Genomic DNA, 12,830 nt, shown 5'->3' with positions numbered 1-12,830 from the left:
CTTTTAGGGCATAATTTTAGAATCAAATGAGCGTTCTGTGTGTTGAACCTCAAACGAATGAAAATGAAAAGCAGTTTAAAGTATTTGGGCATTTTTTCGCTACTACTATTAATCTTCTCATGTGGCAATGCCGATGATGATGTGAACCTTGATTTAAACTTTGGCGATGGACTTGGTAAAGGAAAACCTGTTGATGATTGCCTTAATCTTGGTGAAAGTGATTTAGTACTATCTATTCAAGAGGAATACACTACCCTACCCGGAAAAATATCGATATTATTCAAAGTTTCAGATACTGATGGTAGCCCTGTATCTGGACTTGATGCAGATAAATTCACTATCTACGAGCAAGGTCGCAATGATGATTGTTTTAATACCATTTCCAAATCGGAATCAAATGCAAGAATTTCATCGAATTCCCAGGTATTCAGTTCGAATACCATTTTGGTTCTCGATTTAAGTAATAGCGTGCTTAGTAGTAGTCTTGAAGAACTAAAAACGGCATCGGTCAGTTTTGTGAACAATGTAATGCCATTAACTACCGAGGATTCCTATAAAATGGCAATTTATTGGTTCGATGGAGAAGATGAACTACATCTTTTAAATGATCTTACCAGCTCAAAACAGGAACTGGTCTCTGCTATAAACGGAATTACAGATGACATTAGCAATGACCCATCAACGGACTTGTATGGAGCGGTTATAAAGTCAACCGAAATAGCTGAAGAATTATTGGCCGATAGTATAAAAGAGGAAATCATAGGAGCTGCTTCTGTTGTGATTTTCACCGATGGAACCGATCAGGCCTCTAGGTATACAGAACAAACAGCATTGAAGAAAGTAGAGGATGCAGCCGCTAATATATCCTTCTTTTCAATTGGACTTGGAGCTGAAATAGATACACAGGTTTTGACTGATATTGGAAAAACTTTTAGCGTATTTGCAGGAAATGCCGAAGAACTGGAAAATACATTCAACGACATATCAATAAAAATATCAGAACGAGCGAACAGCTTCTATCTTTTTGAGTATTGTAGTCCTAAACGTGATGGAAGTGGTGAAAACAACTTAGCCATACAAGTCATTGATGGCAGTAGACAAGGTGCTGTACAGACCAAATTCGATGCAACCGGATTCACTGCGGGTTGCGAATAAAAGACATTTAGTAAATAGTTTAAAAGGGCATCCACAAAAGGATGCCCTTTTTTTAATCCATTAATTCTACCATAAAATCAAAGTAGGGTTTTTGGCTTTTCAATTGTTCTATTACCAACAACCCCCATTAATATTGAATACCTACATCCTAAAAACTATGATGAAGTTTAATTTAAAGAAAAGAAATCATGGATGTAATCAACGAAATTATTCAAAACAGTGCCATTGGGCCACTTTCTAAAGGATACAAAAGCTTTGTACTTCTTTTATTTTCAACTATTGTTTCAGCTTTGATAACAATGTTCATACTATTACTGATCAATGGTCCTTATATGACAATTCAGTTTGGGTATTGATCATATTCCTTTTACCCAGAGAATACAAATTGGAATAACTTAACGATAAATCATGGCATTTTCAAAATCCCCTTTGCCAGATTCCAAATCAATCAAAAACCCATTGATCACAGCATACTTTGGAACACCCTTTTTCTCCAAAATAAAAGTCGGATTATTGCCTACTTTCAATTGAAAATCAGGCAATTCCGTCTTTGATCCCAACACATTCAATGGAAACGGAGACACTAGTGTCTCATTGGAAATATTAGCAACTCTTACATAGGCGCAACCTTGTTTCAATATATCAATCACATTTAATCCCTTAAGGTCTGAAATGTTGGTCACTACGTTAGGATAAATCTTTCCTTGTTTTACTTCATATCCAGTGGCATCAAAGGTTTCGTAACCATAGTATGTAGATAAATCGCCTTGATCTATGATTCTACTGCTATACCAAAAATCATTGTTACCCTCTTTATCAACTTCCAAACGGTTAATACCCAAATCAAGCACATAGTTCTTTCCTAAAAGATTATAGGTTGCGTTTGTGATTTTAAGATTGAAGAGCTTGCGGTCATTCTCAGGAATCTTTTCATAATCATCAATAGAAATTTCTTTGTAATTCTCTTTGGCAATGGTATAAATGGCCGATAGAATAGAAACATAATTCAGTTTTCGTATTTCCTGCTTTTCAATATCATTGGCATAGCCTCCAGATTCAATCAAAATTGTGCTTGTGCCCCACTTCTGAATGTTGTCCCCAAAGGCCCTAGGTTCAAAATCATCATTATAGCGGCCAACCTGTCCTGGTGCATATTTCTGTATAATGTTGTTCATAAACACAATGATTTTCATGGCGTTGCCACGTTTTTCGCTAATATCCTTTTCATAATTAAATGCAGGTGCCAAATAAGAAATAGTCGCTGGTTTCTCAGTCAATTCAGCATTGTAATACGTACTTTGATCATGAAGGTTAAAACCAAAATCAGCATTCAAACTATCTCGCACATACTTTAAGGTCTTGCTTTCTGGAGATTGCAAACGTAAAGCATCTCGGTTGATATCAACACCCAAAAGGTTTCGTCTTTGAAAACGTTCTGCCCCATCGGGATTCAACATCGGAAGAAAATGCACGGTTAGATTGTCTAAAATTTCTTTTTTCTCGGCCTTGAAATCATCACTTACCATAAAGTTGAAAATATCAAAAATACCCTGGGTAGCTGTTGGTTCATCGCCATGCATCTGGGACCATAGCAGAACATTGGTCTTACCAGAACCAATACTGACCAGGTTCAATGCCCTACCCTCTATTGATTCTCCAACCTTTCTAATGGTAAATGCCTTATTCGCAGCATGCTTACTTATCAAAGACTGAATTTCATAATGCTTTACACGTCGTTTTCTAAGTGTTGGTTCTTTATACTGCTCATAGGTATCATACAGGCTCTCTGTTATATTGCCACTTTGGGCAAGTACCGTATTTGTTGTGATTAAGAGGGCTAAAGGAATGAATAAAAGAAGTTTCATATCAATTGATTTTTTTCGGTAATTCTTTAAAACTAAGTTTTCGAGTCGCATTTCTTACTTTGGACATAAATTCATCCCCTGGATCGGTTTTTGTGGTTCTATACCCATCATCTTTCTCTAGCCAAAGTTCATGACCTTCAAACAAGGTATATTCATGATGCCCTATCACATAGTCAATATCATATTTTTTTGCCAAATATTTCACCAGCCAAATGTTGGCATCTAATTGCGCCTTTGTCAAAGGAGTATCTTTTGTACCACCAACATTTTCTACTCCAATTGCACAATGGTTCAATCCTATAACATGCCTACCCATTGTAGTTTCTGGCATAAGACCATAGATTGTACCATCTTGGTCCACCAAAAAGTGGGTAGACACATTCAACCCACCGGCTTTACTGATATCAGGGCGCCAGTTTGGCAATTTTATGTTGTAAAATGCATCAAAAGAACCTTCAAATGTTGGAATGGCCGTCCAATGCAATACAATCATTTTTGGAACTATTGTGGGTGAATTTTGTTTAAGTCCATAATGCTCATCCAAATATTGCAAAGTCATTTCTATTCGTTCTTCATTAAAAACAATGGGCTTATCAACAATCTTTTTTAATGATGAACAAGAGATGAATAGTATAATTGTAAGAATGATTATTATCTGCTTCATTTTGTTGTAGTAGTTAATGAATTTTGGGTAATTGAGTCCAAACTTTCTTTTAAAACTGCATATTCCATGCACACTTTTCTTCTACCCCATTCAAGTGCCATTTGCCTATCCTTTCCCATATAAATATCTATTCGGTTTCGCCATTTACGGTTCATTTTATCATTGATATAAAATGTATCTGGAAAAGTATCAATACGCACCATAGTACCATGCTTTAACCCTTTTGCAATCAAATCCCTTGAAACAGCAATCGACTTCATCCCTGGAATCAATGAATCTCCCCAAGCCGTAATGTTCGGATTCTCGGAAGTTTGGTACTTGAACGAATTATAGGCTGTAGCGGTTACCTCTAAAGGGATCCATAAGTGCTTTTCCTCAGCTACCTTTATATCTTCCTTGCAGCTTACAGAAACTATGACCAGTATGAATAATGAAAGTAATCTTAACTTCATACAAATGTTGCTCGCAGTTAAACATTAGTATAGCAATTTATAAAATATCCTTTAGCTATGGTTTTAAATCATCACTTATTATAGTTAGAATTATCATTTCTTATACCTTTGAAATAAACCAATTATTGCATGAAATTATTCAAACGCGTCTTGCTCTTAGTGATTTTGATTCTAGCCGGAATCATAATTTTCAATTATCCTAAACTCAACATCATATCAGGGTTTGCTGCCAAAAATATGGCCTCAAGTCAATTTATTTCTGGACGCACTGCTGCCTCGGTAACAACGAACGACCACGATGTACCTATGATTAAGCTAGCGGAGGTTGAAGTGCACGAAGATGAAGTTGCTGCGACCGTTTACGGACTAATGGAACGAAAATCGATCTGCAGTCCTGGTGTGGGATGTGTTTTGATCAATGATGATTTTGATACGGCTGATTTTAATTTCAAACCGAACAGAACGATAAGTAAAAATGATAGTCTTCCATTTCCTTACGGAAGTAATGGCGTAAAAGACACATTGTTCAACAATGTAGATTATACCCAGATTAAAAAAGCCATTGATGATACTTTTGTTGATCCTGAAGTACAAAAAACACGAACCGTACTCGTAGCTTATAAAGGGCAGATTTTAGGTGAAAGATATCTTGAAGGTTTTTCTCATGAAATTCCCATTCTAGGCTGGTCAATGACCAAAAGTGTTTTAGCGACAATGTATGGTATTCTCCAACATCAAGGCAAAATTGACATCAATGCGCCTGCCCCAATTGAATCTTGGCAAAATGATGAAAGAAAAAACATTACTTTGAATCATTTGTTACGAATGCAAAGCAGTTTAGCATGGGAAGAGGATTATTCAGGTATTTCCGATGTTACTGAAATGCTTTTTCTAGATGCCGATATGACCGTGAAACAAGAAAATAAAAAGGCAATCGCAGAACCAACAGAAATATGGAATTATTCTTCAGGCACTTCAAACCTGTTATCCAGAATACTGCGAGATCAATTCAAAACCCATCAAGAGTATTTAGATTTTCCTTACACAGCCTTAATCGATAAGATAGGAATGAGTTCTATGCTTATTGAGGCAGATATGAGTGGGAATTACGTGGGTTCGTCCTATGGGTGGGCAAATACACGTGATTGGGCCAAATTTGGAATTCTCTACATGAATAAGGGCAATTGGAACGGCGAACAGCTTTTTGATGCCTCTTGGGTTGATTATGTTTCTAAACCAACCGCTCTTTCGGAAGGTACTTATGGAGGCCATTTTTGGTTGAACGCCGAAGGAAAATATCCTGATGTACCCAAAGATCTGTATTCTGCCAACGGCTTTCAAGGGCAGTACGTATTCATTATCCCTTCGAAAGATTTGGTAATTGTACGAACCGGACTCGCAGAAAATCCTGATTTTGATGTGAATCACTTTTTAAGTGAAGTGATAAAAGCCATAAACTAAAGCAAACAGGCTGCTGTTCATTGGCTAAATATCTTTTTTTTACGAATTCACAACATAAATGCCTTGTCTTGCAACAATAATTATGTTTAAAACCACTACCTATTTACATTTACAACGTAATAATAAAGCAAACAAAATTTTTCATTTTCATATAGTGTTCTCGTAAAAGAGTCTTGTCCGTTAAGGGTGAGACTCTTTTTAGTTTGAGAGCTAAAGAGAGTTAAGGAATCCAGTTGTTCTTATCAAAATTGGGTTTCCGTTTTTCCAAAAATGCATTACGCCCTTCTTTGGCTTCTTCGGTCATATAGGCCAAACGAGTAGCTTCACCTGCAAAAACCTGCTGACCTACCATACCATCATCGGTAAGGTTCATAGCAAACTTCAACATCTTAATCGAAGTTGGTGACTTCTCCAAAATTTCTTGTGCCCATTCGTAGGCGGTATCCTCTAATTCTTCATGCGGAATCACTGCATTCACCATACCCATTTCGTAAGCGGCCCGAGCGGTATAACTACGCCCCAAAAAGAAGATTTCCCTAGCTTTTTTCTGTCCTACCATTTTTGCCAAATACGCAGAACCGTATCCTCCATCAAAGCTGGTGACATCGGCATCAGTTTGCTTAAAAAGGGCATGTTCCTTACTTGCCAAGGTCAAATCACATACCACATGTAGACTGTGTCCACCTCCGACGGCCCAACCTGGTACCACAGCAATGACCACTTTTGGCATAAATCGGATCAAACGCTGCACCTCAAGAATATTCAAACGATGCATGCCATCTTCTCCGACATAGCCTTTATGTCCCCTAGCCTTTTGATCACCACCACTACAAAATGAATACACGCCGTCTTTAGTAGATGGGCCTTCTGCGGAAAGAAGTACAACTCCAATCGAAGTATCTTCTTGTGCATCATAAAACGCTTTATACAATTCACTTGTGGTTTTTGGTCTAAAGGCATTTCGCACATTAGGCCTATTAAAGGCTATACGTGCAACTCCATTACTTTTCCTATAGGTAATATCTTCAAATTCTATGGCGGTTTTCCAATCAGCTTTTTGCATGTTCCGGGTTTTAAATCTATACTTTTCTAATCTACTGCAAAGTAATACAATTTGTAAAAAGAACTCATTGGAGTTCTAAATCGATTTTGATAAATCAATAATTAATAATTAAGATGTCAAGAACTTTTATTGAAGTTTAAATTGTTAAAAAACTCTGATAAAGCTAAGGCACTAACATTGGTTGGTCACAAAGATTTCGGTTAACTTTACTTTTGGTGATAAATGGTGTGGGCAAAAGGTTTTTAAATGTGCGCAAACACTTTATAAACCAGTTCATTTCATTACTATTTTGTGAATTCAAACAACAACCAATGACCAATCAAAAAAGACTCTTTTACTTATTCTTTACCGCTTCCATACTTTCAGTTTCATTGAATGGACAACAAAAAGACCCAATTTCCGATTACCAATATTTTATTGAAAATGAACAAGTGATCGGTGATAACAAATTGGATGCCCATGCATCCTTCACCTCCTATACTTCTTCAAAAGTGTTGGAAGCTGGCAAACCTCAATTCCATAAATCATTGAACGGAATCTGGAAGTTCAATTGGGTAAGAAATCCTAAGGAACGCCCAACCGGTTTTATGAACACAGGGTTCGACACATCCGAATGGGATGACATCAAAGTTCCTTCTAACTGGGAAGTTGAGGGGTTTGGGATTCCGATCTATGTAAACCACCAGTATGAATTTGCCGATTATAAGGCACCCGTTGCTGAAGACATGGAAATAATCGACAGGGTCTATCCAAAAAACCCTGGTAATGTTCCAGACAACTACAATCCGGTCGGCACCTATGTTAGAGAATTCACAGTTGGGAAAGACTGGAAAGACAAAGAAAGTTTCCTTCATATCGGGGCCATGAAATCTGGGGGATTTGTCTGGATTAATGGGAAATACATAGGATACTCCCAGGGGAGTAAACTACCAGCTGAGTTTAATATTAGCAAAGCGCTGAAATCTGGAAAGAATAGCATTGCGCTGCAAATTTTTAGGTGGACGGACGGTTCTTATCTCGAATGTCAGGATTTTTGGCGCATAAGTGGTATTGAACGTGATGTGTTCATCTATGCGCAGCCCAAAGTTAGAATCAATGATTTTGAAGTGACTTCAGTTTTGGATGGTTCATATACCAAGGGTGAATTCTCACTTGATGTTGATTTGGAGAACCATCTTTCCAAAAACAAGGAAGTTTCGCTATCCTATAAAATTTGGGATAATAACAACGACCTTGCATCAGACAGCGAAACGCTTCAACTTAAAAAATCAGTGAAATCAACATTTTCTTTTAAGGCAACAATTCCAACAGTAAAGCCATGGAGTGCCGAACATCCGAATCTATATACCTTGATTCTGGAAACCAAAGATAAAAAGGGCAATCTCATTGAAACAACAACGAGGAAAATCGGTTTTCGCTCTGTAGAGATAAAAAACGGACTCCTGTTGGTGAACGGGCAACGTATAACCTTAAAAGGTGTGAATGCACAGGAAACGGATCCAGAAACAGGGCATATTATGTCTGAGGAAATGATACTGAAAGATATTCGCCTATGGAAAGAAAACAATATAAACGCAGTACGCTTAAGCCATTACCCCAGAGGTAGACGTTTTTACGAGCTTTGTGACCTTCACGGTATGTACGTGGTCGATGAGGCGAATATTGAATCACACGGAATGTATTATGGTAAATATTCACTGGCGAAAAAACCAGATTGGGAGAAAGCCCATGTAGACCGAATGGTCAGAATGGTTGAACGCGACAAAAACCACCCTTCGGTCATAATATGGTCAATGGGCAATGAGGCTGGCAATGGCGTAAATTTCTTTAAAGCCTATGATGCGATTAAGGCCAATGACATTACCAAACGCCCTGTACAATACGAGCGTCCATATAAAGAACATGACGGTAATTTATTCGATATGGACAGTAATACAGATATTATTGTACCTCAATACCCCAGCCCTGCACGTTTCAGAGAAATTGGGACCTCTATGACAGACCGGCCATTTATTCCCAGTGAATATGCCCACGCTATGGGTAACAGCACAGGAAACTTTCAAGATTATTGGGATATCATTGAACTTTACGATAATCTCCAAGGTGGCTTTATTTGGGACTGGGTTGACCAATCCATTTGGAAAACCAATGAAAATGGGGAACGTTTCTATGCCTATGGTGGGGATTATGGCGAGAACATGCCTACGGACAATTCCTTTCTGAACAATGGAATTGTTTTTCCTGACCGTTCGCCGCAACCAGGTCTATACGAAGTAAAAAAGGCCCATGAGTTCATCAATTTTAAGGAAAAGGGAATTAACAGGAGTAATGAGTTACGGGTACTTATTGAGAACCTTTACGATTTCACCAATCTGGACCAATTCAACTTTACAGCCCAGATAAAAGCTGATGGCAAAGCCTTAAAAACCATTCCTATTGATAATATAGCTATAGAAACACATACCGGAAGGCTCATTCGCATTCCCTTAACAGATATTGATTTTAAGGCCAATACAGAGTATTTTGTTGAAATTTCCGCGACCACAATAAATGATTGGGGCTTGTTGCCTGAAGGCTTTGAGGTTGCCCATGAGCAAATTGCCTTGGCAGGTAAATTCAAAAAAGAAGCAAACCCCAAACTTGAGGAAAAGGCCTTGTCCCTAACCGAATCCAACGGAAAAATAATTATTGACAACGACCAATTGAAATTGGTGTTCAATAAGAAAGAAGGCCGTCTAACTTCCTATGTTTTTCAAGGTGAAGAGCTTTTAAAAGATGGTAAAGGTCCCAAGCCCAACTTTTGGCGTGCCCCTACCGATAATGATTTTGGTAACCAAATGCACATTAAAAACCTGGAATGGAAAAAAGCATCGCTCTTTTCAAAAGTATCCAAGGTCACGCATATCATAATGAAAGACGGTAGCGTACAGTTTGAAGTTACTTACCAACTACCAGGGGTAGAAACCTCATTTACATCGGTTTACACGGTGTATGGTAATGGAGTGGTAGCCATGGAAAACACCTTGAACAGTACCGAGTATATGGCAGATGTCCCCCGTATTGGTATGCGCATGCAATTACCCAAACAGTATGATGCCATGAACTATTTTGGTCGTGGCCCTTGGGAGAATTACCAAGACCGAAGAGCCTCGGCCTTTGTTGATCTTTATACCTCAGAAGTGAAAGACCAGTATGTGCCCTATATTCGGCCACAAGAAAACGGATACAAGACCAATGTCCGTTGGGCCGCCTTTTCCAACCAAAAGAATAAAGGCTTGCTCATCGTTGCTAAAAATCCACAAAAAGGTTTAGGTATTAGTGCCCTACATATGCCCAATGAGGACTTTGATACCACTGCGGGATTGGACTACGGTGGAAATAAAAAAGTAAACAAAACTTATCAAATAGATGGCATACCCGAGGTTAACGGAAGTAAGCATACCACAGATATCAAGGAGCAGGATTTGGTGCAATTAAATATTGACATGGAACAACGCGGCGTTGCCGGTGATGACAGTTGGTACGCCAAACCCCAGGAAAAATACATGATTAAAGGGCAGCAAAATCATTCCTACGGATTCTTCATGATTCCTTTTAACAGTGGATCTCCTCAAGAATTTATTAATCTTGGAAAACTATATGGTAATCTAAAAAGCAAATAATGAATCGATTTCCAACCCTACTCCTCCTAGCTTTTATTTACACGAACCCGATTGCCGCCCAAGAAATGGCATGGCAGTTCAAAACACAAGACCGTGTATATTCTTCAGCTGCCATTGATGAAAATCTAGTATATATAGGCAGTGGTGACCAACATCTATATGCCGTAAATAAGAAAACGGGCAAGGAAGTTTGGAAATACAAAACAGAAGGTGCCGTTCATTCATCCCCCACAGTCTGGAACAATTTAGTTTGTGTGGGCAGTGATGATGGCAATTTATACGCAATTGATAAAACCTCTGGTAAGTTGATTTGGAAATTCGCCTCAGGAGGTGAGAAAATGTACGACTTATGGGATTATTATCGTTCGTCCCCCACTGGAAAAGGCGAAACTATTTATTGGGGAAGCGGAGACGGGAATATGTATGCTATAAATGCCCAAACAGGTGATTTAACATGGAAATACACCACTGACGGAATTATACATGCTTCATCTGTTGTTAAAGATGACAAAGTGTTTATTGGCAGCTATGACGGAAATTTCTATTGTTTGAATGCTAATTCAGGTGAGTTGGAATGGAAATTCAAGACCATTGGAGCACAATACTTTCCAAAAGGGGAAATACAAAAAGCAGCCTTGGTGAAAGACGATGTGGTCTATTTTGGCAGTCGAGATTATAATATTTATGCATTGAATGCCAAAACGGGCATCGGTATCTGGAATATGCGTGAGCCCAGCGGATGGATTATTGCCACTCCTCTAGAATATAAAAACAACATCTATTTTGGCACCTCTGATGCGCATAAATTCTATGCCTTGGAAAAGGCTAACGGAACCACCCAGTGGACGTTCCCACTACATATGCGGGTCTATGGATCTGCAATTGCCCATGACGATACCATTTACTTCGGAACCTTTGATGGCAAGGTTATGGGTGTTGATTATGCCACCGGAAAACAGCAATGGGAGTTCCAAACTAAAAGTAGCAAGGCCAATTATAGTGCTGTTTACAACGCAGCTGGTGAGTTTAAAGAAGGCTTTGAATTGTATGGAAAAGACATGATGGGTTCAGAGAAGGCCATTCACGCCCTTGGTTCTATTCTTTCAACACCGGTGATTGAAAATGAAATCATCTATTTCGGCAGCTCGGACGGTAACATTTATGCTGTGAAACTTTAGTTTTAAAAGGAGAGATAATGTTGTAAGCATAACAAATTATGATTCAAAACAGTACTTGTTTATCGTAACTTAGAACAAGAATACAGCCCAACCAAAACCAACACGAATGACCAACGTTAATTTCATCAAATATTTATTTTTCGCTGGTCTACTGCTCCTGTTTTTAGGCTGTGCTAACGAACATAGTGAAAAAGGAAGTTTTGGTTACGATCTGGATTTCCTTCAAAAATATCAAGAAGTGATTACCTTATCGGAAAATGATGGAAAAAGTCAATTGGTGGTACTGCCCGAGTTACAGGGACGCATCATGACAAGTACTTCCAACGGTTTACAGGGAAATAGTTATGGATGGATGCATTATGATTTAATCGCCTCAGGAAAATTTGAAGAACATATCAACCCCTTTGGCGGGGAAGATCGTTTCTGGATGGGACCCGAAGGCGGCCAGTATTCCATCTTCTTTAAAAAAGGTACTGAATTCACCTTCGATAACTGGTACACTCCAAAAGAATTGGATACTGAAGCTTTTGAGGTGGTCAATGTATCAATTTCAGAGGTTTCTTTCCATAAAAAAATGAACTTAAAGAATTATCAAGATTTCGAATTCACTATCGATGTACATCGCAAAGTGATCCTTTTTGATAAAAGCAGTATAGAACAAAATTTAGCAATGAAGTTGCCTCCTGAAATTGATTATGTCGGCTATCAATCAGAAAATAAAATCGTGAACACAGGAATGCAAGCGTGGTCCAAAGAAACTGGATTATTATCCGTTTGGATTTTGGGTATGTACAATCCTTCAAAAAGTACAACAGTCATAATTCCATACAAAGATTCTTTGTCCTTGAATACGGCATATTTCGGCGACCCACCAGCAGGTAGGCTAACCACTACAGACACCCATATCCTATTTAAGGGTGATGGTACTGCTCGTTTTAAAGTGGGCCTACCACCGCACAACATTCTACCTTTTATTGGCAGTTACGATGCCAAAAAGCAAATACTCACCGTGGTACACTATTCTTTTCATGGAGACACGACCTATGTAAATTCAATGTGGAGCCATCAAGAAAAACCCTATGCCGGTGATGTGGTAAACTCCTATAACGATGGTCCGTTGGACAACGGACAACAATTGGGTCCGTTCTACGAACTTGAGTCCTCTTCGAGTACCAGAGAGTTGCAACCGAATGAATTTATCGAACATACTCATGCCACCTATCATTTTGAGGGTGACTTTGAAGCCTTGAATGCCATATCAAAACAACTATTGTTAAAAGATCTAAGTGAATTGAACTAATCCAATAATCAAAAAAATATCTAGACCACT

General features: G+C 38.5%; 10 protein-coding genes. 6 read left to right on the top strand and 4 right to left on the bottom strand.

The genetic code is table 11. The features are described from left to right. Window positions 1–57: 57 nt before the first annotated feature. Window positions 58–1,155 (top strand): vWA domain-containing protein, encoded by a 1,098-nt coding sequence (locus tag FB2170_RS12450; protein ID WP_013306923.1) that lies wholly within the window; start codon window positions 58–60, stop codon window positions 1,153–1,155. Window positions 1,156–1,343: 188 nt separating this feature from the next. Next, entirely contained in the window at window positions 1,344–1,511 is a 168-nt protein-coding gene (locus FB2170_RS17390) for a hypothetical protein (RefSeq protein WP_013306922.1), read from the top strand. A 39-nt stretch (window positions 1,512–1,550) separates the two neighbouring features. Here FB2170_RS17390 and FB2170_RS12445 read toward each other — a convergent pair whose 3' ends face one another. The 3 genes from FB2170_RS12445 to FB2170_RS12435 are packed head-to-tail and all read right to left on the bottom strand — an operon-like array spanning window position 1,551 to window position 4,136. Continuing rightward, window positions 1,551–3,020 (bottom strand): M14 family zinc carboxypeptidase, encoded by a 1,470-nt coding sequence (locus tag FB2170_RS12445; RefSeq protein ID WP_041632839.1) that lies wholly within the window; start codon window positions 3,018–3,020, stop codon window positions 1,551–1,553. A 1-nt stretch (window position 3,021) separates the two neighbouring features. After that, on the bottom strand, window positions 3,022–3,684 hold the full coding sequence (locus FB2170_RS12440) for a peptidoglycan recognition family protein (protein ID WP_013306920.1): 663 nt from the start codon (window positions 3,682–3,684) through the stop codon (window positions 3,022–3,024). Continuing rightward, window positions 3,681–4,136, bottom strand: coding sequence for a 3D domain-containing protein (locus FB2170_RS12435; protein ID WP_013306919.1), 456 nt, complete (start codon window positions 4,134–4,136; stop codon window positions 3,681–3,683). The genes FB2170_RS12440 and FB2170_RS12435 overlap by 4 nt, the downstream gene beginning before the upstream one ends. Window positions 4,137–4,265: 129 nt before the next feature. Between FB2170_RS12435 and FB2170_RS12430 the strand changes: the two genes are divergently transcribed. After that, window positions 4,266–5,597, top strand: a complete 1,332-nt coding sequence (locus FB2170_RS12430; protein ID WP_013306918.1) for a serine hydrolase domain-containing protein — start codon at window positions 4,266–4,268, stop codon at window positions 5,595–5,597. Window positions 5,598–5,817: 220 nt separating this feature from the next. Here the strand turns inward: FB2170_RS12430 and FB2170_RS12425 are convergent, their stop codons facing one another. Next, entirely contained in the window at window positions 5,818–6,660 is an 843-nt protein-coding gene (locus FB2170_RS12425) for a 1,4-dihydroxy-2-naphthoyl-CoA synthase (RefSeq protein ID WP_013306917.1), read from the bottom strand. Window positions 6,661–6,971: 311 nt separating this feature from the next. Between FB2170_RS12425 and FB2170_RS12420 the strand changes: the two genes are divergently transcribed. The 3 genes from FB2170_RS12420 to FB2170_RS12410 all read left to right on the top strand — a co-directional run bounded on the left by FB2170_RS12420 (window position 6,972) and on the right by FB2170_RS12410 (window position 12,800). Next, window positions 6,972–10,322 carry a glycoside hydrolase family 2 TIM barrel-domain containing protein gene (locus FB2170_RS12420; protein ID WP_013306916.1) on the top strand — a complete coding sequence of 1,117 codons (3,351 nt, stop codon included), beginning with the start codon at window positions 6,972–6,974 and terminating at the stop codon, window positions 10,320–10,322. Beyond that, a complete protein-coding gene (locus tag FB2170_RS12415) occupies window positions 10,322–11,500 on the top strand; it encodes a PQQ-binding-like beta-propeller repeat protein (protein ID WP_013306915.1) in 1,179 nt (392 codons plus the stop codon). Before FB2170_RS12420 ends, FB2170_RS12415 begins: the two co-directional genes overlap by 1 nt. A 106-nt stretch (window positions 11,501–11,606) precedes the next feature. After that, window positions 11,607–12,800 (top strand): DUF6786 family protein, encoded by a 1,194-nt coding sequence (locus tag FB2170_RS12410; RefSeq protein ID WP_013306914.1) that lies wholly within the window; start codon window positions 11,607–11,609, stop codon window positions 12,798–12,800. Window positions 12,801–12,830 lie beyond the last annotated feature (30 nt).

Origin of the sequence: Maribacter sp. HTCC2170, from assembly GCF_000153165.2 — a bacterium.
Taxonomy (GTDB): Bacteria; Bacteroidota; Bacteroidia; order Flavobacteriales; family Flavobacteriaceae; genus Maribacter_A.
This window is presented reverse-complemented; position numbering and strand designations above follow the sequence as displayed.